This is a genomic window from Klebsiella huaxiensis, from assembly GCF_003261575.2.
Lineage (GTDB): Bacteria > Pseudomonadota > Gammaproteobacteria > Enterobacterales > Enterobacteriaceae > Klebsiella > Klebsiella huaxiensis.
Window position 1 is genome coordinate 1,229,894 of sequence record NZ_CP036175.1, and the last position, 24,510, is coordinate 1,254,403.

The window sequence follows — 24,510 nt, forward strand, 5'->3', positions numbered from 1 at the left end:
TGAATAGTTAATTAATTATTCGATGCCTTTCTAAATTTTTCCGTTATTGTTGAGTGCAGCAAAATCCGGCTCCGGGCAATTCTGACCAAAGTTTTCTGCCCATGGGAACGGCGCGCCGTTTTTGACATAACGCTTATAAAGGCGTTTTACCGATGTCGGGTCCTGAGCCCATATCCAGCCCGTCGCATTGCACAGCACGGCGGCATAGGCCTGTGATTTTCGCGGCAACAGATCGGCGGATTTTTCAGCAAGTTTTACCGCCTGCCAGCGATAGTGCATAAAGAAATTATACTTCTTTGGCTGGGATAACAGTACGCGATGCTGCTCACCGGCGCTAATCCATGATTTGATGGTTGGATCAGCTTCCGGACCCCAGCTGTAATACGGCCATGAATACCAGCCCTCATAGAGCGCAAAATCCGGCGCCATCTCATAGCCCGTCAATTCCATCCCCTGATGGCGCAGAATCAGGGCGGCCTGCCACCATGCCTTTGCCTGAGCTGTTTTTTGCCCGTTTTTCGGCAGGGTATTGATAAACGCCTGCGCGGCATCACGATTCTCCTGAAGGGCAAAATAAGTCAGCGCCTTTTGGTACTGGCCTGCGCGCATCAGGCGGCGGGCGAGAAGGGTGCGTAACCTGACGTCCGCACTATAGCGCTCTGCATTTTCTGACTTATTGAGCAACGAAGGCGAAGGCGCGGGGACATATTTATCTACAAACGCGATAAGCTCTTTTAGCGTCAGTACCCGCTCGGCAATTTGCGCTAAATCCGGCCAGTAGCTCTCTTTGGCCTTGTACATCAGACGCATCGCTTCCAGATAATCGTTGCGATTCAGCGCCAGTATCGCCTGTTCGGCATTAATACGGCAGGACGGAATAACAAACTCATCGCCGACAATTTCATTATTATCCGGCTGGGGACCCCACGCTTCGTTTGTCGGAAAGGACGCGGCGGCTTTTGCATACCATGCTGCTGCCGCTTTAACATCGCCAGCTCGCAGCGCCATTTTGGCTTGTACCCACGAGGTCAGCCCATTTTCTTTGGCATTTTTCAACAGCAGCGTCACCAGAGGGTACTGGCCGTTACGGTAGGCGAGAGCGATCAGACGATCGCTGCCGGGCATGTCGTGATTGACCTTCTGCGCCAGTTTCGCTATCAGCGCATCATGGTAATTATTGATCTCTTTCTCATCATAGGGCCTGGGTTCTGGCTCGTATAAGGAATTGGAAGATCGAGTGAAAAAACTGGCAATAAGCAGTTGCTGAATAACCGGATCGTCAATACCTGGCTGCAGGAAGTTCTCGTTTTCAGGATGACTCAGAATGTCGGCGGTGTAACGTAAAGAGAGGCTGCCGGTGGGCGAACCCTGAGCCGCCTGTTGGGCGTAAAGGTGGGCCGCGGCAAGCGGTTCACTCTGCCAGTGTTTGATGCGTCCCTGCTGACCGAGGCTGGCCAGCGAGAGCTGCTCCGGGTCTTCTTGTCCATTGCGCACAGCGTCGATAATTTGCTGATAAAGTTCGAAAGCTTCACGCAGCTCCTGCTCGTTACCGTGAGAATTATTGCTATCGGAAAGCGGATACCCGGTCTCAGAGCGACGCACTGGGTAATCCCCCATTAAATCCCGGGCCAGCGAATAGCGTGCCTTTAGCCCCCATTCACCCTGCTGATCTACAGGAAGCGCTATCACCTGGCGAAAGTTGTCGCGCGCCCGGCTATCGCGTTGGGTAAATGCGATGGCGCCAAGTACATAAAAACGGCTCGCGGTCGGTAGACCCTCGGCCATTTTTTCCGCCGCTTCTACCGAGCCGTTGGCGCGGATCTCTTTGATTAAAATGTCCTGCGCGGAAGGCGGTGCGGGTTTATCGCCAGACGTATCACGCCATTGCGGCAGACGCGGATCGGCAGGCACCAGGCGGCTACTCTCTAAATCAAAGCTCCCCTCCGGGAGATAAAGCAGATTAGCGTTACGGTTTTGCAGTAAATAGTTGGGGAAGTACGGCCCGCAGGCATGGCTATTGATGGCGACCAGCGCGGTGGTCAGGATCACGGCCAGAGGTAATTTACGGGTTAACATGAAACTCTCCTTGTGGTGGCGATGGGCATCTTGCCCAGCCGATGGCCCGCGTCTGCCCGGCGCGCAGCAGAGCCGGGGAGGTCAGGTAAAATGTCTGCTCGTCAAAGCGGTAGCTGCCCACACCGTCCTCGGCGAGGCAATCTTCAGTCTGCAACGTAATGCTTGCCGGGAGCGGCGCATCAATGTCGCCCGCATTTTTAATCGCCAGTTCGTAGAGCGTGGAGTCTGCGCTGGCGCTCGTTTTGTCAGGAAACGCCAGCCACTGCCAGCGGGTGGTTAATGGCCGGTGGTGGATAACCGCTTTCAGGGTGGAAAGCGACCAGGCGCGGCTGTCGCTCTCCAGCGGCAGGCGGAACCAGGCTATGCCCGCAAGGTTTTTGGGCTGATGCTGTTCGAGTTCGCGGGTAAAGGCGTCGATTTGTGGCGGCGATACGCTGAGTTCTTGTTTCTCGCCCGCGATGCCCAGCGGTGACTCGCTTTCTACCCGAGCGGGCTGTCCGGGTGTGGAAACCAGCGCAGAACCATAGGCCGGGAGCGCCAGGTAATACGGATGTGGGGAGATCAGTGCATATTGCCTGCTCCAGCGCAGCGCTTGCACCGGGTCAAACAAACCTTGTTGCGGCGACAGGACGCTGTGCAGTTGCAGCACGGAACGGTCGACCGTTGCCAGTAGCGCAGGAAGCTGTGGCGAAGAGAGCCACGTAGGAAGCGCGGTCACGCTAAGCGCCATCTCTGAAGGCAGCGCCTGGCGTAATGCAGCAAGTAGACGCTGGTATTCGACGAGGCGCGAGGTGGGCGCATCGTAATCTATTTCTATCGCAGTGAGGTTCACGCCAGCGCTGCGCCAGCGGGCGATGATGCTTTGAATCTGCGGTAAAATCGCCTCCGCATCCAACAGCGTCAGGCTACCGTCGAGGCGAACCACCAGCCACACCGGGCGGCCATCCTGCTGTAATAATGATGTGTCGACCCGGGCAATGCGCAAACCTTCCTGGGGATGGATTTGCAGCCCCAGTACGCGCAAAGTGGAAAAAAGATCGTGGCTTTGACGCAACGCCGTTTCATGTCCGGCGTTCCAGACTCGCTGCCAGATATAGACCTGGCTGTCGGCAACAGAATGACGGCTGACAGCCAGTAAAAGAAACAACAGCATGAAAAAACGAGCGTGCATCATGGCAACAATCCTTGTGGCCTGGCTTTAATAACCGCCTATTTTGATTGAAGTTTCTTCTCCGCCTTCGCTAGCTCTTTAACCAGCGGCAGCATAATCTTCATCACATCGCGACTGCGCTGCGCAATCCGGCCCGGCAGGGCTTTATCAATATGCTGCTGGTTATCCAGTTGCACGTTGTGCCAACTGGTGCCGTCGGGGAACGAACGGGATTTCGCGCGCTGCTGGTAGCCATCGTTGCGCCCGAGAGACCAGTTAGTGGCTTCCACGGATAGCACCGGGATCCCAGCCTCATCAAACACACTGGCATCATTACAGCAACCGGTTCCCTGCGGATAGTCCGGGTTTTTACCGGGATTGCTGGATGCGGTAATCCCTTTGCTACGGGCGATGGTCAATGCCCGGTCGCGGGTTAGTTTACGTACCGAGGCTGGCGTGCTGCGACCGCTATTAAAATAGAGCTTGTCGCCGACGACCAGGTTATCGAGATTAATCACCAGCAGGGTGTTTTTCTTTTCAGCTTCACTCATGCGTTTGAGCATATTCTGCGCCCCGAGACGACCTTCTTCTTCACCGCTGGTCGCAACGAAGCGGATTCCATAACGGGTAGGGACGTTCTTTAACTGCTCGGCAAGTTCCAGCATGATGCCCAGTCCCAGCGCGTTATCATCGATACCCTGCAACGTCAGGCCGCCAAGGTTATTTTCGACGTCGGCATCGGTCTGCGGTGCGTAGGTATCAAGGTGCGCCATGATAATAATCTGCTGGCGATCTTTACCTTCATGCGCGGCAATAACCGTGCTGCCGGTAACGTTTTGCCAGTTTTTGCGCTGATCGTTGTTGGTGTAAATGTAACGAGTGTTAAAGCTGCGAATATCGCTTTTATAGCCCATTTGTGTGAACTGCTGGCGCAGATAATCTGCCGACAGCATTTCGGCGGGCGAGCCGGTCATTCTTCCGGGAAAAACGGTAGCGATGTGACGAGCCTGCGCATTGGCGGTGTCGCCCAGGGCGCTCAATGCCGGGGCGGCGGAGAAGACAAAACCTGCGCCCAACGCCAGGGGGAGCAGGCGATGGCACAATGCGGAAAACATAGGGGGTCCTTACACGATCAAAACAATTTTACCCGCGTAGTATGAAACTGTGACCGAGGTTAAACAATTTCAATCGCTCTTAAATCCCGGAAAAACCGCGTGTTAAGCACTTTTTGATATTTGCTTTTCCAGGGCGTTATTCCTTTGAGTAACAACTCATTCCATTTCGTAATTTCATTTGCTCTAACCCGCACCCTATAGTCGCTCTATGACTGATTGTAAGAGAGTTGTTGCGCTGTGGACTACTTGCCGATATTTGCCGAATTGAAAGACAGACCCGTACTGGTTATCGGCGGTGGCGAGATTGCCGCACGCAAGATTACTTTCCTGCTGCGCGCCGCAGCAAAGGTGCAGATTGTTGCCGACGCGCTGATTTCAGAACTTGCTGAGAAGGTTGAGCGTCAGGAAATTCAGTGGCGGGCAACCGCATTTGCAGAGCAGCAGCTTGATGATGTTTTCCTGGTGATTGCCGCAACCGAAGACGACGAGCTGAACCAGCGCGTTTTTGCTGCGGCGAACGCACGCTATCGGCTGGTCAACGTGGTGGATAATCAGGCGCTGTGCTCGTTTGTATTCCCATCAATCGTCGACCGCTCCCCGCTGATGGTGGCTATCTCTTCGAGCGGTAAAGCGCCGGTTTTGTCGCGCATTTTGCGTGAAAAAATTGAGGCGCTGCTGCCGACTAACCTGGGGCGGATGGCTGAAGCGGCAAGCTACTGGCGTCACCATATAAAAAATCACCTTAAAACCACCGCCGAACGCCGCCGTTTTTGGGAACGCGTGTTTACCGGCCGTTTTGCCAGCCTGATGCTGGCAGGCAACAAAGCTGAAGCGGAAAAGGCGCTGGAAGAAGAACTTAAACAGCCGGAAAAGCGCACTGGAGAAATCATTCTTGTTGGAGCAGGCCCGGGCGATGCTGGGCTGCTGACTCTGCGTGGCTTGCAGGTGATTCAGCAGGCTGATGTGGTGTTTTACGACAACCTGGTTACCCCAGAGGTGCGTGAGCTGGTGCGCCGTGACGCGGAGCTGATCTGCGTTGGCAAAAGTGCTGCTGGCAGTTCTGTGCTCCAGCCGGAAATTAACCGCATGCTGGTGGACGCGGCAGAAGAGGGCAAAACGGTGATTCGCCTGAAGGGCGGCGACCCGTTTATTTTTGGCCGCGGCGGCGAAGAGCTACAGGCCGCAGCAGAAGCGGGCATTCCGTTTCAGGTCGTTCCTGGCGTCACGGCAGCAGCGGGCGCGACGGCTTATGCCGGTATCCCGCTTACGCATCGCGATTATGCCCAGAGCGTGACCTTCGTCACCGGACACTTCAACGCGGAAAACTCTCCGCTCGACTGGGCGCGGTTAGCGCAAAGCGGTCAGACTCTGGCGATTTACATGGGCAGTCTGAAGGCAGCGGAAATTAGCGCTCAGTTGATCGCCCATGGTCGCGACCATGACACCCCGGTAGCGGTCATCTCTCGCGGGACTCGCACCGATCAGCAAGTGAAGACCGGCACATTACAACAACTCGAAAACCTGGCGAAAGACGCCCCGATGCCCGCGCTGCTGGTGGTGGGTGAAGTGGTGCAATTACATCAACAGCTCGCCTGGTTTCAACACTCGACATCCTCTGAAGCTTTTAAAGCTTCTGTGGTAAATCTGGCTTAAGGAATGGTTATGGACCAAAAACGACTCACTCACCTGCGGCAACTGGAGGCGGAAAGCATCCATATCATTCGTGAGGTGGCCGCCGAATTCTCTAACCCGGTGATGATGTACTCCATCGGCAAAGACTCCAGCGTGATGCTGCATCTGGCGCGTAAAGCGTTTTATCCCGGCACTCTGCCGTTCCCGCTGCTGCACGTCGATACCGGCTGGAAATTCCGTGAGATGTACGAATTCCGCGACCGTACCGCTAAAGCCTACGGCTGCGAGCTGCTGGTACATAAAAACCCGGAAGGGGTAGCAATGGGCATAAGCCCATTCGTGCACGGTAGCGCTAAGCACACCGACATTATGAAAACCGAAGGTCTTAAGCAGGCGCTGAACAAATACGGTTTTGATGCCGCGTTCGGCGGCGCACGGCGTGATGAAGAGAAATCCCGCGCCAAAGAGCGTATCTACTCTTTCCGCGATCGTTTCCACCGCTGGGACCCGAAAAACCAGCGTCCGGAGCTGTGGCATAACTATAACGGCCAGATTAACAAAGGCGAAAGCATTCGCGTGTTCCCGCTCTCCAACTGGACCGAGCTGGATATCTGGCAGTACATCTATCTGGAAAATATTGAAATCGTTCCGCTGTACCTGGCGGCAGAGCGTCCGGTGCTGGAACGTGACGGCATGTTGATGATGATCGACGACGATCGTATTAATTTACAGCCCGGCGAGATGATCAAAAAACAGATGGTGCGCTTTCGTACCCTCGGCTGCTGGCCGCTGACCGGCGCGGTGGAATCCAACGCGCAAACGCTGCCGGAGATCATCGAAGAGATGCTGGTCTCCACCACCAGCGAACGACAAGGGCGCGTGATTGACCGCGACCAGTCAGGCTCCATGGAGCTGAAGAAACGTCAGGGTTATTTCTAAGGAGCCGCCATGAATACCACTATTGCACAACAAATTGCCGATGAAGGCGGAGTTGAAGCCTACCTGCATGCCCAGCAGCACAAAAGCCTGCTGCGTTTTCTGACCTGCGGCAGCGTCGATGACGGTAAAAGTACGCTGATTGGCCGGCTGCTGCACGACACCCGACAGATTTACGAAGATCAGCTCTCTTCGCTGCACAATGACAGCAAGCGTCACGGTACTCAGGGCGAGAAGCTCGATCTGGCGCTGCTGGTGGATGGCTTACAAGCCGAGCGCGAGCAGGGCATTACTATTGACGTGGCCTATCGCTATTTCTCCACCGAGAAGCGCAAATTTATTATCGCCGACACCCCGGGGCATGAGCAGTACACCCGTAATATGGCGACCGGCGCATCGACTTGCGACCTGGCGATCTTGCTGATCGACGCGCGTAAAGGCGTACTGGATCAGACACGTCGCCACAGTTTTATCTCCACTCTGCTGGGGATCAAGCACCTGGTGGTAGCGGTGAACAAAATGGATCTCGTCGATTTTAGCGAAGAGACCTTTAACCGCATTCGCGAAGAGTATCTGACTTTCGCCGAACAGCTGCCGGGCAATCTGGATATTCGCTTTGTGCCGCTGTCAGCCCTGGATGGGGACAACGTTGCCAACCAGAGCGACAAAATGCGCTGGTACAGTGGCCCAACGCTGCTGGAAGTGCTGGAAACCGTTGAAATTCAGCGCGTGGTGGAAAGCCAGCCGCTGCGCTTCCCGGTACAGTATGTTAACCGTCCTAACCTCGATTTCCGCGGCTTTTCCGGTACCGTGGCGTCCGGCACCGTGACGCTCGGTCAGCGTCTGAAGGTGCTGCCGTCGGGCGTGGAATCCAGCGTCGCGCGTATCGTCACCTTTGACGGTGACCTGCCGCAAGCGGGCGCCGGGGAAGCAATCACTATTGTACTGAAAGACGAAATCGATATTAGTCGTGGCGATCTGCTGGTTGATGCAGCGGTCTCTCTGCCTGCGGTGCAGAGCGCCAGCATCGACGTGGTTTGGATGGCGGAACAAGCGTTGACCCCAGGCCAGAGCTACGACATTAAAATCGCCGGTAAGAAAACCCGCGCGCGTATCGATGGCGTTCGCTATCAGGTGGATATCAATAACCTGACCCAGCGTGAAGTAGAATCGCTGCCGCTGAACGGTATTGGCCTGGTGGATTTGACCTTTGACGAACCGCTGGTACTGGATAAATACCAGGATAACCCGGTGACTGGAGGGCTTATCTTTATCGACCGTCTGACTAACGTCACCGTTGGCGCGGGCATGGTACGCGAACCGAACGAGCAGACGCAAACGGGCGCTTCGCAGTACAGCGCGTTTGAGCTTGAGCTGAACCAGCTTGTTCGTAAACACTTCCCGCACTGGGACGCTCGCGACCTGCTGGGAGGCAAATAATGGCCCAGCATGACGAAAACGTCGTCTGGCATGCGCATCCGGTGACCCAGGAGCAGCGCGAGCAGCATCACGGCCATCGCGGCGTGGTGCTGTGGTTCACCGGGCTTTCGGGCTCGGGGAAATCCACCGTTGCCGGCGCGCTGGAAGAGGCGCTGCATCAGCTTGGTGTGAGCACTTATTTGCTGGATGGTGATAACGTGCGTCATGGCCTGTGTAGCGACCTTGGATTCAGCGATGATGACCGCAAAGAAAACATTCGCCGCGTGGGTGAAGTGGCGAAGCTGATGGTCGATGCCGGGCTGGTTGTATTGACGGCATTTATATCTCCGCATCGTGCGGAGCGGCAAATGGTGCGCAAGCGGCTAGGCGAAGGGCGCTTTATCGAGGTTTTTGTCGATACGCCGCTGGCTATCTGCGAGGCGCGGGACCCGAAAGGCTTATACAAGAAGGCGCGGGCGGGGGAATTGCGTAATTTTACCGGGATTGATTCAGTATATGAATCCCCGGAGAGAGCTGAAATCCATCTCGACGGTGAACAATTGGTAACAAATTTGGTGCACCAACTATTAGACCTGCTCCGACAGAGCGATATTATCAGATCCTGAAACGGCGACGGCATCGATGGGTGCCGGTCGCCCGGTCAACAGGATTCGATATGCGTAATACCCAGAACATAACTATTTTTCGCTCAGAACCGCCCCCTGTGGCTAATGACGAGACCACATGGTCTCTGTCAGGCGCTGCCGTGGGTTTTATCTCATGGCTGCTGGCGCTGGGTATTCCCTTCCTTATTTATGGCGGTAACACGCTATTTTTCCTCCTCTATACCTGGCCCTTCTTCCTGGCAATCATGCCGGTTGCTGTGGTGGTCGGGATCGCGCTGCATTCCCTATTGGACGGTAAACTTCGCTACAGCGTTGGTGCGACGATTTTGACCGTCGGACTGATGTTCGGTTTGCTGTTCCTCTGGCTGCTGGGATAGTCCTTTTTACGAATGAATCTAGCCTGGGTATCAACGGTAAAAATGTGGTACAGTCCCCGCGTTACGCGGCGTCGTCCGCGCGTCAGAGTAGAGTACTCGGGCGAGTTATGGGATGATGATGCCGTTTTTCAGGGGGCAGGATGGGTAAATTAACGCTGCTATTATTGGCTTTGCTGGTCTGGCTGCAGTACTCGCTTTGGTTCGGCAAAAATGGTCTGCATGACTATAGCCGGGTTAATGACGATGTCTCCGCTCAGCAGGCAACCAATGCCAAATTAAAAGCACGCAACGATCAGCTGTTCGCCGAAATTGACGACCTCAATGGCGGCCAGGAAGCTATCGAAGAACGTGCGCGCAATGAACTCAGTATGACCCGCCCGGGCGAAACGTTTTATCGTCTGGTGCCGGATGCGTCAAAACGCAACCAGGCGGCGGGACAACAGCAGAATAATCGATAGACAGGCCCAGGATTACGACATGGCAGCCACTTTTCCGGGCGTTTGCGCCGTGGTGCCGGCAGCCGGTTTTGGCCGCCGCATGCAAACGGAATGCCCGAAACAATATCTCTCAATCGGTAACAAAACGATTCTCGAACACGCGGTTGCCGCGCTGTTGGCGAACCCGCGTATTCAGCGAGTGGTGATTGCCGTCAGCCCTGGCGACGTGCGCTTTAGCCAGCTGCCGTTGGCGAATCATCCCCAAATTACCGTCGTTGATGGTGGCTCCGAGCGCGCGGACTCCGTCCTCGCTGGCCTGAAGGCGCTGGATGAGGCTGATTGGGTGCTGGTGCACGATGCCGCGCGCCCCTGTCTGCATCAGGACGACCTCAGCCGCCTGCTTCAGCTGTGTGAAACCAGCCGAGTGGGTGGCATTCTGGCGGCTCCGGTTCGCGACACCATGAAGCGCGCGGAGCCGGGTAAAGTGGCGATAGCCCATACCGTCGAGCGCAACGATTTATGGCATGCGCTGACGCCGCAATTTTTCCCTCGTGAGCTGCTTGTTGATTGCCTGACGCGCGCGCTCAATGAAGGGGCGACCATTACCGATGAAGCCTCGGCGCTGGAGTACTGCGGCTTCCATCCTGAACTGGTTGCCGGACGAGCTGATAATATTAAAGTGACGCGCCCGGAAGACCTGGCGCTGGCCGAATTTTACCTTACCCGTTCCCGACACCAGGAGAAGGCTTAATGCGAATTGGACATGGTTTTGACGTACACGCTTTTGGCGGTGAAGGCCCAATCATTATTGGTGGCGTGCGCGTGCCTTATGAAAAAGGGCTGCTGGCACATTCCGATGGCGATGTGGCGCTGCATGCGCTAACCGACGCGCTACTGGGCGCGGCTGCACTGGGCGATATTGGCAAGCTGTTCCCGGACACTGACCCGGCTTTTAAAGGGGCCGATAGCCGCGAGCTGCTGCGCGAAGCGTGGCGACGGATTCAGGCGAAGGGCTATAGCCTTGGCAACGTCGACGTTACCATCATCGCCCAGGCACCGAAAATGCTGCCGCATATCCCGCAGATGCGCGTCTTTATCGCAGAAGATCTGGGTTGCCATATGGACGACGTTAACGTCAAAGCCACGACGACCGAAAAGCTGGGCTTTACCGGACGCGGCGAAGGCATCGCTTGTGAAGCGGTGGCGCTATTGCGTAAGGCTGACAAATGATTGCATTTGACGAACTCACTTATCTGCATGGAAAACCGCTGGCTCAGGGGCTGCTAAAAGCGAACCCGGAAGACTTTGTGGTGGTTGAGGATCTCGGCTTTGAGCCTGACGGTGAAGGCGAGCACGTGCTGGTGCGGATTCTGAAAAATGGCTGCAATACGCGTTTTGTTGCTGAAGCTCTGGCAAAATTCCTTAAAATTCATGCGCGTGAAGTGAGTTTTGCAGGGCAGAAGGACAAACACGCGGTCACTGAACAGTGGCTGTGTGCCCGAGTGCCGGGTAAAGAGATGCCTGACCTGAGCAAATTTCAGCTCGAAGGCTGCCAGGTTCTCGAATACGCGCGCCACAAGCGCAAGCTACGTCTGGGGGCACTGAAAGGCAACCAGTTCACTCTGGTGCTGCGTGAAGTTAGCGCCCGTGATGATGTCGAAAAGCGCCTGCAGGCGATTGCTGATCAGGGCGTTCCGAACTATTTTGGCGCTCAGCGCTTTGGTATCGGCGGTAGCAATTTGCAGGGTGCCCTGCGCTGGGCAGAGAGTGGTGCGCCGGTGCGCGATCGCAATAAACGCAGTTTTTGGTTGTCGGCGGCCCGCAGTGCATTGTTTAATCAACAGGTTGGTATTAGATTAAAAAAACCGGAATTTAATCAGGTTGTTGATGGCGATGCGCTACAATTAGCGGGGCGCGGAAGCTGGTTCGTTGCGACCTCTGAAGAATTTGCGGAACTCCAGGTACGGGTTGATAACCGTGAACTGATGATCACTGCTGCGCTTGTGGGTAGCGGCGATTGGGGAAGTCAACGGGATGCGCTGGCCGCCGAGCAGGCGGCAGTAGCCGAAGAGACGCAGTTACAGGCGCTTCTGGTGCGTGAAAAAGTGGAAGCGGCTCGCCGGGCGATGCTGCTCTACCCGCAGCAGATGAGCTGGAGCTGGTGGGATGACGTCACCGTAGAACTGCGTTTCTGGCTGCCAGCAGGCAGCTTCGCTACCAGCGTGGTAAGGGAGCTTATCAATACAACGGGTGATTATGCGAATATTGCTGAGTAACGATGACGGGATTCATGCGCCAGGGATTCAGACCCTGGCAAAGGCCTTACGGGAATTCGCTGAGGTTCAGATAGTTGCACCCGATCGTAACCGCAGCGGAGCATCGAACTCCCTGACGCTGGAATCCTCACTACGCACCTTCACTTTCGATAATGGCGATATCGCCGTGCAGATGGGCACACCGACGGACTGCGTTTATCTCGGCGTTAACGCCCTGATGCGCCCGCGTCCGGATATCGTCGTTTCCGGTATTAACGCCGGGCCCAACCTCGGCGACGATGTTATTTACTCTGGTACCGTAGCCGCTGCAATGGAAGGCCGCCATCTGGGCTTTCCGGCGCTGGCCGTGTCGCTAAACGGCTATCAGCATTATGACACCGCCGCCGCGGTCACCTGCTCTATTCTGCGTGCATTAAGCCGCGAGCCGTTGCGCACCGGGCGCATTCTCAATATCAACGTACCGGATCTGCCTCTTGAGCAGATTAAAGGTATTCGCGTGACCCGCTGCGGCAGCCGTCATCCTTCCGATCAGGTGATTCCGCAGAAAGATCCGCGCGGCAATACGTTGTACTGGATTGGGCCGCCAGGCGAAAAGTACGATGCCGGGCCGGATACCGACTTTGCGGCCGTGGATGAAGGCTACGTTTCCGTCACTCCGCTGCATGTCGATTTAACCGCCCATAGCGCACATGAAGTGGTTAGCGGCTGGTTGGAACGCGTCGGAGTTGATACGCAATGGTAAGTAAACGTGTTGAAAGTCTTCTCAATCAGCTTCGCACTCAGGGCATTGTCGACGAGCGCGTACTGGACGCTATCGCTCAGGTGCCGCGAGAAAAGTTTGTTGATGAAGCCTTTGAACATAAAGCGTGGGAAAACACGGCATTGCCGATTGGTCAGGGGCAAACTATCTCGCAACCCTATATGGTAGCGCGGATGACCGAGCTTTTGACGCTAACGCCAGACTCAAGGGTGCTGGAGATTGGCACTGGTTCAGGCTATCAAACGGCAATACTGGCGCATATGGTGCACCATGTCTGCTCGGTTGAGCGGATTAAGAGTTTACAGTGGCATGCGCGCCGCCGCCTGAAACAACTTGATTTACATAATGTTTCAACCCGTCACGGCGATGGGTGGCAGGGTTGGCACGCGCGTGCGCCGTTCGACGCGATTATCGTTACCGCGGCACCGCCGGAAATTCCGGCCGCACTGCTGGCGCAATTGGATGATGGCGGCGTGCTGGTATTGCCAGTGGGCGAAGAGCATCAGTTCCTGAAGCGGATCCGTCGACGCGGCAACGAGTTTGTGATTGATACTGTCGAAGCCGTGCGCTTTGTTCCCCTTGTCAAAGGGGAGCTGGCCTGAACCCGGATTATTCCAGGTTTTTTTGCCTGTATTTAGGCATAGGGTGGACGCATTTTTCGTGTCCTGGCCGGGCGCTGCCCGGTGAGCAAGATATTGGCAGTTAACATATTCCTGGGGGATAAATGAGCGCGGGAAGCCCAAAATTTACCTTAAGTCGCATTGCGGCTTTATCACTGGTGTCACTCTGGCTGGCAGGCTGTAGCAGCTCCAATAATGCGCCAGCGCCGGTCAGTTCGGCTGGCGGTGCTTCATCTTCCAGTACCAATTCCGGAATGCTGATCACGCCGCCGTCAAATACCGGTTCTTCCACCGTTCCACAGGCGCGCCCGGTACAAACTCAACCGGTACAGACGCAGCCTACCCAGATTCAGCCGATGGCCCAGCAGCCGGTACAAACGGTTGATGGCAAGATTGTCTACAACCGCAAATATGGCGATATTCCTAAGGGTAGCTATACCGGAGGTAGTACTTATACGGTTAAACGCGGCGATACGCTGTTCTATATTGCATGGGTCACCGGGAACGACTTCCGCGACCTGGCTCAGCGTAATAATATCCCGGCACCGTACGGTTTGAACGTCGGCCAGACGCTTCAGGTCGGCAACGCGTCAGGCCAGCCGATCACCGGTGATAACGCTGTTGCACAGGCTAGTGCGCAGGCCAGCAGCGGTGGGATGCTGACCGCAAATTCTGCACAAAAATCGACCGCGGTGGTTGCGTCACAACCAACTATTACGTATTCTGAATCTTCAGGTGAACAGAGTGCTAATAAGATGTTGCCGAACAACAAGCCTGCGACGACGACTACAACCGTCGCGCCAGTTACGGCTCCAACTGTCAGCACAACCCAATCGACTGCAAGCAGTACGTCAACCAGTTCGCCGATCTCTTCATGGCGCTGGCCGACTGATGGCAAAGTTATCGAGAACTTTAGTGGCTCCGAAGGAGGCAACAAAGGTATCGATATTGCAGGCAGTAAAGGACAGGCTATTGTCGCGACCGCAGATGGGCGCGTCGTCTATGCCGGTAACGCACTGCGCGGTTACGGTAATCTTATTATCATCAAACACAACGATGATTACCTGAGCGCCTACGCTCATAACGATACGATGCTGGTAAAAGAGCAACAAGATATCAAAGCGGGGCAGAAAATCGCTACCATGGGTAGCACAGGTACAAGTTCGACACGTTTGCATTTTGAAATTCGTTACAAGGGGAAATCCGTCAACCCGCTGCAGTATTTACCGCAGCGATAATTTGGCGAAGTACGCATAAGCGTAGCATCAGCGAAAAGGCGTCAGGGCGGGAGATATAAAGATTACCGTCCGGGCGTCGTTTGAATGATGTTTAGCGAAGGTGCTTTGCTCAGGGATCACGGGTAGGAGCCATCTTTATGAGTCAGAATACGCTGAAAGTTCATGATTTAAATGAAGACGCGGAATTTGATGAGAACGGAGTCGAGGTTTTTGACGAAAAAACCTTAGTTGAAGAGGAACCCAGTGATAGCGATCTGGCTGAAGAAGAGCTTCTTTCGCAGGGAGCAACCCAACGGGTGCTCGATGCGACGCAACTCTACCTCGGTGAGATTGGTTATTCCCCACTGCTGACCGCCGAAGAAGAGGTTTATTTTGCTCGTCGCGCGCTGCGTGGTGACGTTGCGTCACGCCGCCGGATGATTGAAAGTAACCTGCGTCTGGTTGTCAAGATAGCCCGTCGTTACGGCAATCGTGGTCTGGCTCTGCTGGATCTGATTGAAGAAGGTAACCTGGGGCTGATTCGCGCAGTTGAGAAGTTTGACCCGGAACGTGGGTTCCGTTTTTCGACTTATGCGACCTGGTGGATTCGTCAAACGATTGAACGGGCGATAATGAACCAAACCCGTACCATTCGCTTACCTATCCATATTGTTAAAGAGCTGAACGTCTATCTGCGTACCGCACGCGAGTTGTCCCATAAGCTGGACCACGAGCCAAGCGCGGAAGAGATTGCCGAACAGCTGGATAAGCCAGTTGATGACGTGAGCAGGATGCTGCGTTTGAACGAGCGCATTACCTCGGTGGATACTCCGCTGGGTGGTGATTCGGAGAAAGCGCTGCTGGATATCCTGGCCGATGAAAAAGACAATGGCCCGGAAGACACCACGCAGGACGATGATATGAAACAATCCATCGTCAAATGGTTGTTCGAACTGAACGCCAAGCAGCGTGAAGTGTTGGCTCGTCGCTTTGGTCTGCTGGGTTATGAAGCCGCAACGCTTGAGGATGTGGGCCGTGAAATTGGTCTGACCCGCGAACGCGTGCGTCAAATCCAGGTTGAGGGTCTGCGCCGCCTGCGGGAAATTCTGCAAGGCCAGGGGCTAAACATCGAAGCGCTGTTCCGCGAGTAAGATACCTTTCCTAAAAAAGGCTCAATCATCTGATTGAGCCTTTTTCTTTTTAGCGGTCCGCTATCCCTGAGCCGTTTCGTGCAGATGCAGCCAAACAACCTTTTCCTCTTGCAGGCGGAAGATGACTGTCGACCAGCGCACGCTCTTCACTTTACCGGGTAGATATTGGGTTTCACGATACTCAACTGCTGCGCCATCTTGCCACTCGGCGAGCAGGGCTGCACTATCAACGACAATCTTTAAACCCGGTCGTCTGGTGCTGGCACCCTTGAAAAAGGCGCTAACTTCCTGATGGCTCATCCGAATGCCGCTTGTTGGGATCATCGTAAAATCGGCGCTAAAACGGAGCATTAACGCCTCTATGCTCCCTTCACCCCGACTTAGCCAGTTTTCGATGACTACGTGCGCGTCGAGTACTTCCTGGATATAGCGATTCATTGGTTCTCCATTTTGCTCTGTAGGTGCATGACTATCGCCCGGTTATTAAACCTCAGGCAGTTCAGTAGCGGCACGAGGGTAACCACGGCGGCGGTGATAAATACGCCGCGCCAGGCCAGCGCCGTTGGGTAGTAACGCAGAAGGGCGCTAAGCAACGCAGCCAGTACTGCTGAGCCAATCAGGAAGCTAAGCTGGCGATTGATATTCCACAGCGCGCTGGCGTCCGGCATATCAGGGTTCGCCACGTTAAGAAACGCGCTGCTCTGCGCTGAACTGCTGCACAAGCTGCCGCCTGCGCCCATTAAGGTAAATGCCAGTATTAGCGTACTGCAGGCGGTATGTGGATTCACGCCGACCAATAAGAGGATCCCAGCTGCCTGTAGCAGGCAGCCCGTAGCAATTAACGGGCGCGGGCCAAGACGATTAAAATAACGACCGGTTACCGAGATAGCGACAAACGAGGCCAGCGACCACGGCAGCATCAGAGAGCCGATGGTGGAAGGTGATAATCCGGTGACGTTTTGCAAATAAAACATCCCGACAACGTTAATGCCAATAAACGTCCCCGGTACGCAGAGATACACCAGCATTGAAAAACGCAGCAGCGGATCGCGCAATAAAGGGAGATGTAGGAAACGACACGTTCGCGGGGTGTTGTTCTCATCCTTCAGCCAGGCTGCGGCCAGGCCATGCGTGATGAATGCGAGCGGCAGGCTGACAAAGAAAACCCACCGCCAGCTAAGTGATTGGACTAATACTCCGCCCAAGGCCGGAGAACATGCCGGAGCCAACAAGCCGACCATCATCACCGCAGCGGAAAGTTTAGCCCGCTCGTGAGGCTTAAACTGCTGCCATGTCAGCGCCTGACCTATTGGAATCAACAGCCCGCCGCCCATCCCCTGCAACGCGCGCCACAGCACAAGGCTTGTCAGCGAATCAGCCTGTCCTGAAGCCAGCGCCCCGACGCTGAACAGGCTCAGTGAAAGCAAAAAGATGCGCCGGGCACCAAATCGCTGGCTGAGCCAGGCGCTGAAAGGCAGTACAAGAGTGAGTCCGGCGATATAGCCATTGCTCACCCACGCCAGTTCGCCCACCGATGCGTGCAGCGCCTGACTCATCGCTGGAAAGGCGACGCTGGCGATAAACATATTGATTAAGTCGAGAAAGAAACCAAGCAGAAAAACGGTTGCGACCTTGCTGCGATACGTCATTTTAAATTCCTCTTGAAGGCCGCTACTCTAAACCTCGGCGGTGGGGCGGATAAACGCGACATTCGGGGATATACTGTCTAAAATTTTTTGACAATAAGTGGTGACATGCTGAATTTACAGCGAATGACCATGTTTGTGGCGGTGGTGGATAGCGGCAGCTTTACCGCCGCGGCAGCGGCGCTTGGGCAAACCAAAGCGGTGATCAGCTTTAACGTCCGACAGCTGGAGAGCGAACTTGGCGTCACGCTGTTGTTGCGATCCACGCGCAGGCTCACGCTGACTGAAGCCGGTTCGCTGTTTTATCATCGCGGCGTTGCGTTACTGAAAACGGCTGAAAACCTGCAAGATGAGGTGCGGGCCAGCCACTCGGGGTTGAGCGGCGAACTGCGGATGACCACGACGCCAGAATATGGTGCGCAGGTGATTATTCCTGCGCTGGCGGAGTTCAGTGCGCGGCACCCGGCGCTGCGCGTGCGCCACGTTTCCTCTTCGCATCACGCGGATTTAATCTCCGGGCGTTTTGATGTGGCGATTCGCCTCGGAACGCTGGCGGATTCACGTTACCGGGCGGCGTTGATATCCCGCTTTGCCATTATCCCGGTAGCTGCCCCGGCATGGCTGGCTGAGCATCCTTTGAAAACCCTTGAGGCGCTGGCTCAGGCGGATTGGATTATTCATGAGCGCCTGTACGCACCGCTACGCTGGCAGCTCACCGGGCCGCGGGATGAGAGCATCGCTTTTGATATTAAAAAAGTGCCTCGTCTGTCGGCAGACAGCGCCAGTGCGCTGATGGCATTTGCGCTGGCGGGTAGCGGCGTCGCGCTGCTCCCCGAATGGCTGGTGGCGACTGCGCTAAGAGAGCAAAAACTGGTTCAGGTGGTGCCGGAATTTACTTTTCCGCATCAGGGGGTGTTCGCGGTCTACCCGGATGCGCAGCATGTACCAACGAAGGTCCGGGCGTTTATTGATTTTTTACGCGAACGCCAGGGCTAATCTTTCTGTTCTTGCGCGATCAGCTTACGGATTATATGTGAAAACTGCTGGCGCTCTTCGCCGCTCAGGCGACCCAAAAACTCTTCATCAACAGCGTTTCCCAGTGGCATGGAGTTTGCCAACAACGCCTGGCCTTCGTCGGTTAAATAGACAAAACGGCGGCGTTTGTCGGATGGATCGTGCTCACGACGCACCAGTCCCCGGCTCTCCATGCGGCTCAGCATTTCCGCCAGCGTCGCTTTGGTGCTGACCGCCGCCTCCGTTAGCGTCACCTGTTCAATGCCCGGATGCTCCGCAATCGAGCGCATCACCGCATACTGTGGTTTGGTGAGATCCGGTAGTTCGTGCTGCCAGCGGGCGGTGTGCTGTTGAAAAAGCTGGCGCAATAGATGGAACGCCTCATTTCTTAACTCCATGACAACTCCGTAATAAAACAGTCGGCTCTATGATAGCGGTTCGCAGCGCTTTTGCGCATTTTTCCTGTTTTGATTAAAAATGCGGACGTATATAAACAACCTTGCGTAGATGGCCTTGCAAGCGTAGGGTTAATAAAATGTTCGTATACGAACAATATGTGAGGTGATGATGAAGTTAATTGTTGGGATGACCGGGGCGACGGGCGCTCCGCTGGGCGTGGCGCTGCTTAAGGCGCTTCGTGAGATGCCGGAAGTGGAAACCCATTTGGTGATGTCTAAATGGGCTAAAACCACGATAGAACTGGAGACGCCATACAGTGCACGCGAAGTGGCTGAACTGGCTGACTTCTCGCATAGCCCTGCCGACCAGGCCGCCATCATCTCATCTGGTTCATTTCGTACCGACGGCATGATTGTCATCCCTTGCAGTATGAAGACGCTAGCCGGTATTCGTGCCGGATATGCCGAAGGGTTAGTTGGTCGGGCGGCTGACGTGGTGCTGAAAGAGGGCCGAAAGCTGGTACTGGTCGCGCGCGAAATGCCGCTGAGCACCATCCATCTGGAAAACATGCTGGCTCTGTCCCGCATGGGAGTGGCGATGGTGCCGCCGATGCCCGCTTATTACAACCACCCTGAAACCATTGAAGACGTCACTGACCACGTTGTCGCGCGGGTGCTGGATCAGTTTGGTCTGGATTATCACAAAGCCCGCCGCTGGAATGGTTTACGGACGGAAGAGAGTTTTTCACAGGAGAATGAATAATGGCTTTTGATGATTTGCGCAGCTTCTTGCAGGCGCTGGACGACCAGGGGCAACTGCTGAAAATTAGCGAAGAAGTTAACGCGGAGCCGGATCTGGCTGCCGCCGCTAACGCCACCGGACGTATTGGCGATGGCGCACCGGCGCTGTGGTTCGACAATATTCGCGGTTTTATCGATGCCCGTGTGACGATGAACACCATCGGTTCTTGGCAGAACCACGCTATTTCGATGGGTTTGCCGCCGAACACGCCGGTGAGAAAACAGATTGATGAGTTTATTCGTCGCTGGGATAAATTCCCGGTAGCGCCGGAGCGTCGGGCAAACCCAGCGTGGGCAGAAAATACCGTCGACGGTGAAGACATTAATCTGTTTGATATTCTGCCGCTGTTTCGTCTGAACGATGGCGATGGCGGCTTTTATCTCGACAAAGCCTGCGTGGTTTCTCGCGATCCGCTGGACCCAGACAATTTTGGCAAGCAGAACGTTGGTATCTATCGCATGGAAGTGAAGGGCAAGCGTAAGCTGGGCCTGCAACCTATCCCAATGCATGACATCGCGCTGCATCTGCACAAAGCCGAAGAGCGCGGCGAAGACCTGCCGATCGCTATCACTCTCGGTAACGACCCGGTTATCACCCTGATGGGCGCCACGCCGCTGAAGTACGATCAGTCGGAATATGAGATGGCGGGCGCGCTGCGCGAAAGTCCGTACCCGATTGCCACCGCACCGCTGACCGGATTTGACGTGCCGTGGGGCTCGGAAGTGATTCTTGAGGGCGTTATTGAGAGCCGCAAACGCGAGATCGAAGGGCCGTTTGGTGAATTCACCGGTCACTACTCCGGTGGGCGCAATATGACGGTAGTGCGGATCGATAAAGTCTCTTATCGCACCAAACCGATTTTTGAATCTCTCTACCTCGGCATGCCGTGGACCGAAATCGACTACCTGATGGGCCCGGCGACCTGCGTGCCGCTGTACCAGCAGTTGAAAGCGGAATTCCCGGAAGTGCAGGCCGTCAACGCCATGTACACTCACGGCCTGCTGGCGATTATCTCCACTAAAAAACGCTACGGCGGTTTTGCCCGCGCGGTTGGCCTGCGGGCGATGACCACGCCACACGGTCTGGGCTATGTGAAGATGGTGATTATGGTTGATGAGGACGTTGATCCGTTCAACCTGCCACAGGTGATGTGGGCGCTGTCTTCGAAAGTGAACCCGGCGGGGGATTTGGTCCAGTTGCCGAATATGTCCGTGCTGGAACTTGACCCTGGCTCAAGCCCGGCGGGGATCACTGACAAACTGGTTATCGACGCGACTACGCCGGTTGCGCCGGATCTTCGTGGTCATTACAGCCAGCCGGTACAGGATCTTCCTGAAACCAAAGCGTGGGTTGAAAAACTGACCTCCATGCTGGCCAACCGTTAATAAGGAGATAAAGATGATTTGTCCACGTTGCGTCGATGAACACATTGAAGTGCTGGCGAAGTCGCCGGTAAAAGATGTCTGGACGGTATTTCAGTGCCAACACTGTTTCTACACCTGGCGCGATACCGAGCCGCTACGCCGCACCAGCCGCGAGCACTATCCGGAAGCGTTTCGCATGACGCAGAAGGATATTGATGAATCGCCAATGGTGCCGAGTATTCCGCCGCTGCTGGCGGAAGATAAGCGCTAAAAGAAACGGGCCTGCTAAGTCGGGCCCGTTTTATATTTGATTTATAAATTAAAGCTGGGGCTAATAGCTATAAACTCTTGCGAGCATTATCGCAACCTGCAATAAAAAGATGGAATTTAACTTACTCAAGGTAATTTTCGTCATCAGCGGGTATAGAATAAACGTGGGTGCTTGAGGCTATCTGGCTTTGAGCATTTTTGAGGTTCCAGATAGACGAAAGCCCCAGGAGATATTTTTATCAACTGAGGCTAACGGATGAACCTAGACAACTCAGATGTTAGTCTCTTCTTTGCAGGGAGGCAAGACATGCTGACAAAATATGCCCTTGTGGCAATTATTGTGCTGTGTATCACAGCGCTGGGATTTACGCTGATGGTGCGCGATTCGTTATGCGAACTGAGCATCAAAGAGCGTAGTATGGAGTTTAAAGCTGTTCTCGCTTACGAATCGAAGAAGTAGCAACAACGCGGGGGTAACCCCGCGTATTGATTGTCAGGAAGCATCCTCTCGCACCCATTTATATTTTTAAAACGGCAGCACGATAAGCGCTGCCGTTTTTACTTCTAAGAGATTGTAAGAATCACACCAAACTCTTCAGGCGATAAATCCATTCCAGCGCCTGACGCGGCGTTAATGAATCCGGGTCGAGATTTTCCAGCGCCTCAACCGCAGGCGAAGCTTCTTCCGGAGCGGAGAGCAGCGACATCTGCGTGCCGTCCACCTGAGTGGCGGCAGCGCTCGGCGCTATGCTTTCCAGCTCGCGCAGTTTCTGCCGCGCGCGCTTAATCACCTCTTTCGGCACTCCGGCCAGCGCTGCGACGGCCAGACCGTAGCTCTTGCTGGCCGCGCCATCCTGCACGCTGTGCATAAAGGCGATGGTATCGCCATGCTCCAGTGCATCAAGGTGGACGTTGGCGACGCCTTCCATTTTCTCCGGCAGTTGGGTCAGCTCGAAGTAGTGGGTAGCGAACAGGGTCAACGCTTTAATTTTATTCGCCAGATTTTCCGCACAGGCCCACGCCAGCGACAAGCCATCATAGGTTGAAGTACCGCGGCCAATTTCATCCATCAGCACCAGGCTGTGCTCGGTGGCGTTATGCAAAATATTGGCGGTTTCGGTCATTTCCACCATAAAGGTCGAGCGACCGCTGGCAAGGTCATCTGCCGCGCCAACGCGGGTGAAGATACGGTCGATAGGGCCAATCTCGACTTTTTGCGCCGGGACGTAGCTGCCAATATAGGCCAGCAGCGCAATCAGCGCAGTCTGGCGCATATAGGTACTTTTACCGCCCATGTTCGGACCGGTGATAATTAACATTCGGCGCTGTGGCGTCAGGTTTAGCGGGTTAGCGATAAACGGCTCTTTCAGCACTTGTTCAACCACCGGGTGGCGGCCTTCGCTGATACGAATACCCGGTTTATCGCTAAAGGTTGGGCGACAATAGTTGAGCGTTTCCGCGCGCTCGGCAAGGTTAACCAGCACATCAAGCTCCGCCAGCGCGTTGGCGCTCTGTTGCAGGTCACCAAGATGCGGCAGCAGCATATCGAATAATTGATCGTACAGCTGTTTTTCCAGCGCCAGGGCTTTCCCTTTCGATGTCAGTACCTTGTCTTCATACTCCTTCAGCTCAGGAATAATGTAGCGCTCGGCGTTCTTGAGGGTTTGACGACGGACGTAGTGAATTGGTGCATGCTGGCTCTGACCGCGGCTTATCTGGATGTAATAGCCGTGAATGGCGTTGTAGCCCACTTTCAGCGTATCTAGCCCCAGACGCTCGCGTTCACGGATCTCCAGCTTATCGAGGTAGTCCGTTGCGCCATCAGCCAGCGCCCGCCACTCGTCGAGTTCTTCATGATAGCCGGGAGCGATAACGCCGCCGTCGCGAACCAGCACCGGCGGCGCATCGATAATCGCCCGCTCCAGCAATTCGCGCAGTTCGGTAAACTCGCCCATCTTCTCACGTAGCTGTTGCACCGGTGCGCAGTCAACATCGGCCAGCATAGCGCGCAGTTCCGGCAGTTGTTGGAACGCGTGGCGCATACGTGCTAAGTCGCGCGGACGGGCAGTGCGCAGGGCCAGACGCGCCAGAATACGTTCGAGATCGCCAACCTGGCGCAGTATCGGCTGCAGTTCAGTGTAACGTTCCTGAAGCGCGCCGATGGTCTGTTGGCGTTCTACCAGCACATCGGTATCACGCGCTGGCATATGCAGCCAGCGCTTAAGCATACGGCTGCCCATTGGGGTGACGGTGCAGTCGAGCACCGCGGCTAGCGTGTTATCAATGCCGCCAGCCAGGTTCTGGGTGATCTCCAGATTACGGCGAGTGGCGGCATCCATAATGATGCTGTCCTGCTGGCGCTCCATGGTGATGGAGCGGATATGCGGCAGAGAGGTACGTTGGGTATCTTTGACATATTGCAGCAAACAGCCAGCAGCACACAGTCCGCGTGGCGCATTTTCCACACCAAACCCGATGAGATCGCGGGTGCCGAATTGCATATTGAGCTGCTGGCGCGCAGTGTCGATTTCAAACTCCCACAGCGGGCGGCGGCGTAGTCCGCGGCGGCCTTCGATCAGTGAGGATTCGGCGAAGTCTTCAGCGTACAGCAGTTCGGCGGGATTGGTGCGCTGAAGTTCTGCCGCCATGGTTTCCCGGTCAGCCGGTTCGCTCAGGCGAAAACGCCCGGAGCTGATATCCAGAGTGGCATAGCCAAAGCCTTTGCTGTCCTGCCAGATGGCGGCCAGCAGATTATCCTGACGCTCCTGCAATAGCGCTTCATCGCTGATGGTGCCGGGCGTAACAATGCGCACCACTTTACGCTCGACCGGCCCTTTGGTGGTGGCCGGGTCGCCAATCTGTTCGCAAATGGCGACCGATTCACCCTGATTAACCAGCTTGGCGAGATAGTTTTCCACCGCGTGGTGCGGGATCCCGGCCATCGGGATCGGCTCGCCCGCCGACGCTCCGCGTTTGGTCAGCGAGATATCAAGCAGTTGTGACGCGCGTTTAGCATCATCATAGAACAGCTCGTAAAAGTCCCCCATCCGGTAAAACAGCAGGATCTCCGGGTGCTGGGCTTTCAGCTTGAGATACTGCTGCATCATTGGCGTGTGGGCGTCAAGGTTCTCTAGTGTACTCATCAGTTTATGATGTCCATTCTCTTAAGTTTTAATGAGTTAGCGGAGTTTATTGTTCTCATTACGTCGCACTTCGCCTCATTG

25 protein-coding genes are annotated in these 24,510 nt (G+C 55.2%); 18 read left to right on the forward strand and 7 right to left on the reverse strand.

Features of this window, described 5'->3' with window-relative positions:
- Positions 1–30: 30 nt before the first annotated feature.
- Genes DA718_RS05885 through DA718_RS05895 form a run of 3 tightly spaced genes read right to left on the reverse strand, consistent with a single transcriptional unit; the run spans position 31 to position 4,341 of the window.
- A complete protein-coding gene (locus tag DA718_RS05885) occupies positions 31–2,076 on the reverse strand; it encodes a hypothetical protein (RefSeq protein WP_112213862.1) in 2,046 nt (681 codons plus the stop codon).
- Entirely contained in the window at positions 2,063–3,250 is a 1,188-nt protein-coding gene (locus tag DA718_RS05890) for a DUF3142 domain-containing protein (RefSeq protein WP_112213861.1), read from the reverse strand. The genes DA718_RS05885 and DA718_RS05890 overlap by 14 nt, the downstream gene beginning before the upstream one ends.
- Positions 3,251–3,285: 35 nt before the next feature.
- Positions 3,286–4,341, reverse strand: a complete 1,056-nt coding sequence (locus DA718_RS05895) for an aminopeptidase (RefSeq protein WP_112213860.1) — start codon at positions 4,339–4,341, stop codon at positions 3,286–3,288.
- Between the two features lie 246 nt (positions 4,342–4,587).
- On the opposite strand from DA718_RS05895, the gene cysG reads away from it, so the two are divergent.
- From cysG to rpoS, 13 genes are all read left to right on the forward strand, one after another.
- Positions 4,588–5,994: a siroheme synthase CysG gene (gene cysG, locus DA718_RS05900; protein WP_167492854.1), complete on the forward strand. Its 1,407-nt coding sequence runs from the start codon at positions 4,588–4,590 to the stop codon at positions 5,992–5,994.
- Positions 5,995–6,003: 9 nt separating this feature from the next.
- A complete protein-coding gene (gene cysD, locus DA718_RS05905; protein ID WP_112213858.1) occupies positions 6,004–6,912 on the forward strand; it encodes a sulfate adenylyltransferase subunit CysD in 909 nt (302 codons plus the stop codon).
- Positions 6,913–6,921: 9 nt separating this feature from the next.
- Positions 6,922–8,349: a sulfate adenylyltransferase subunit CysN gene (gene cysN, locus DA718_RS05910; RefSeq protein ID WP_110275847.1), complete on the forward strand. Its 1,428-nt coding sequence runs from the start codon at positions 6,922–6,924 to the stop codon at positions 8,347–8,349.
- Positions 8,349–8,954 carry an adenylyl-sulfate kinase gene (gene cysC / locus DA718_RS05915; RefSeq protein ID WP_112213857.1) on the forward strand — a complete coding sequence of 202 codons (606 nt, stop codon included), beginning with the start codon at positions 8,349–8,351 and terminating at the stop codon, positions 8,952–8,954. Before cysN ends, cysC begins: the two co-directional genes overlap by 1 nt.
- Positions 8,955–9,004: 50 nt before the next feature.
- Positions 9,005–9,331: a DUF3561 family protein gene (locus tag DA718_RS05920; RefSeq protein ID WP_110275845.1), complete on the forward strand. Its 327-nt coding sequence runs from the start codon at positions 9,005–9,007 to the stop codon at positions 9,329–9,331.
- 140 nt (positions 9,332–9,471) lie between these two features.
- The gene (ftsB, locus tag DA718_RS05925) at positions 9,472–9,789 is read left to right on the forward strand and encodes a cell division protein FtsB (protein WP_004104977.1); all 318 of its coding nucleotides are present in this window, start codon (positions 9,472–9,474) and stop codon (positions 9,787–9,789) included.
- Positions 9,790–9,808: 19 nt separating this feature from the next.
- Positions 9,809–10,519 carry a 2-C-methyl-D-erythritol 4-phosphate cytidylyltransferase gene (gene ispD, locus DA718_RS05930; protein WP_112213856.1) on the forward strand — a complete coding sequence of 237 codons (711 nt, stop codon included), beginning with the start codon at positions 9,809–9,811 and terminating at the stop codon, positions 10,517–10,519.
- The gene (gene ispF, locus DA718_RS05935) at positions 10,519–10,998 is read left to right on the forward strand and encodes a 2-C-methyl-D-erythritol 2,4-cyclodiphosphate synthase (RefSeq protein WP_110275843.1); all 480 of its coding nucleotides are present in this window, start codon (positions 10,519–10,521) and stop codon (positions 10,996–10,998) included. The genes ispD and ispF overlap by 1 nt, the downstream gene beginning before the upstream one ends.
- Positions 10,995–12,044 carry a tRNA pseudouridine(13) synthase TruD gene (gene truD / locus DA718_RS05940; protein WP_112213855.1) on the forward strand — a complete coding sequence of 350 codons (1,050 nt, stop codon included), beginning with the start codon at positions 10,995–10,997 and terminating at the stop codon, positions 12,042–12,044. The genes ispF and truD overlap by 4 nt, the downstream gene beginning before the upstream one ends.
- Positions 12,025–12,786: a 5'/3'-nucleotidase SurE gene (gene surE / locus DA718_RS05945; protein ID WP_110275841.1), complete on the forward strand. Its 762-nt coding sequence runs from the start codon at positions 12,025–12,027 to the stop codon at positions 12,784–12,786. Before truD ends, surE begins: the two co-directional genes overlap by 20 nt.
- A complete protein-coding gene (locus DA718_RS05950; RefSeq protein WP_112213854.1) occupies positions 12,780–13,406 on the forward strand; it encodes a protein-L-isoaspartate(D-aspartate) O-methyltransferase in 627 nt (208 codons plus the stop codon). Before surE ends, DA718_RS05950 begins: the two co-directional genes overlap by 7 nt.
- A gap of 122 nt (positions 13,407–13,528) precedes the next feature.
- Complete coding sequence (gene nlpD / locus DA718_RS05955; RefSeq protein WP_112213853.1) at positions 13,529–14,662, forward strand: murein hydrolase activator NlpD; 1,134 nt, start codon at positions 13,529–13,531, stop codon at positions 14,660–14,662.
- A 137-nt stretch (positions 14,663–14,799) separates the two neighbouring features.
- Positions 14,800–15,792, forward strand: a complete 993-nt coding sequence (rpoS, locus tag DA718_RS05960; protein WP_112213852.1) for an RNA polymerase sigma factor RpoS — start codon at positions 14,800–14,802, stop codon at positions 15,790–15,792.
- A 60-nt stretch (positions 15,793–15,852) separates the two neighbouring features.
- Here rpoS and DA718_RS05965 read toward each other — a convergent pair whose 3' ends face one another.
- On the reverse strand, positions 15,853–16,230 hold the full coding sequence (locus DA718_RS05965) for a DUF4440 domain-containing protein (RefSeq protein WP_112213851.1): 378 nt from the start codon (positions 16,228–16,230) through the stop codon (positions 15,853–15,855).
- Positions 16,227–17,441, reverse strand: a complete 1,215-nt coding sequence (locus DA718_RS05970; protein WP_112213850.1) for an MFS transporter — start codon at positions 17,439–17,441, stop codon at positions 16,227–16,229. Before DA718_RS05970 ends, DA718_RS05965 begins: the two co-directional genes overlap by 4 nt.
- Before the next feature lie 105 nt (positions 17,442–17,546).
- Here DA718_RS05970 and DA718_RS05975 point away from each other — a divergent pair, with 105 nt between their 5' ends.
- On the forward strand, positions 17,547–18,434 hold the full coding sequence (locus DA718_RS05975; protein ID WP_112213849.1) for a LysR family transcriptional regulator: 888 nt from the start codon (positions 17,547–17,549) through the stop codon (positions 18,432–18,434).
- Here the strand turns inward: DA718_RS05975 and DA718_RS05980 are convergent.
- Positions 18,431–18,850, reverse strand: coding sequence for a MarR family winged helix-turn-helix transcriptional regulator (locus DA718_RS05980; RefSeq protein ID WP_112213848.1), 420 nt, complete (start codon positions 18,848–18,850; stop codon positions 18,431–18,433). The genes DA718_RS05975 and DA718_RS05980 overlap by 4 nt on opposite strands.
- 169 nt (positions 18,851–19,019) lie before the next feature.
- Here DA718_RS05980 and DA718_RS05985 point away from each other — a divergent pair, with 169 nt between their 5' ends.
- The 4 genes from DA718_RS05985 to DA718_RS06005 all read left to right on the forward strand — a co-directional run bounded on the left by DA718_RS05985 (position 19,020) and on the right by DA718_RS06005 (position 21,746).
- Positions 19,020–19,613: a non-oxidative hydroxyarylic acid decarboxylases subunit B gene (locus DA718_RS05985; protein ID WP_112213847.1), complete on the forward strand. Its 594-nt coding sequence runs from the start codon at positions 19,020–19,022 to the stop codon at positions 19,611–19,613.
- The gene (locus DA718_RS05990; RefSeq protein WP_112213846.1) at positions 19,613–21,037 is read left to right on the forward strand and encodes a non-oxidative hydroxyarylic acid decarboxylases subunit C; all 1,425 of its coding nucleotides are present in this window, start codon (positions 19,613–19,615) and stop codon (positions 21,035–21,037) included. The genes DA718_RS05985 and DA718_RS05990 overlap by 1 nt, the downstream gene beginning before the upstream one ends.
- 13 nt (positions 21,038–21,050) lie before the next feature.
- Entirely contained in the window at positions 21,051–21,287 is a 237-nt protein-coding gene (locus tag DA718_RS05995; protein ID WP_112213845.1) for a non-oxidative hydroxyarylic acid decarboxylases subunit D, read from the forward strand.
- A gap of 306 nt (positions 21,288–21,593) precedes the next feature.
- Positions 21,594–21,746, forward strand: coding sequence for a Hok/Gef family protein (locus DA718_RS06005; RefSeq protein WP_112213844.1), 153 nt, complete (start codon positions 21,594–21,596; stop codon positions 21,744–21,746).
- Positions 21,747–21,867: 121 nt separating this feature from the next.
- On the opposite strand, the gene mutS is transcribed toward DA718_RS06005, so the two are convergent.
- On the reverse strand, positions 21,868–24,429 hold the full coding sequence (mutS, locus tag DA718_RS06010) for a DNA mismatch repair protein MutS (protein WP_112213843.1): 2,562 nt from the start codon (positions 24,427–24,429) through the stop codon (positions 21,868–21,870).
- Positions 24,430–24,510: the final 81 nt, after the last annotated feature.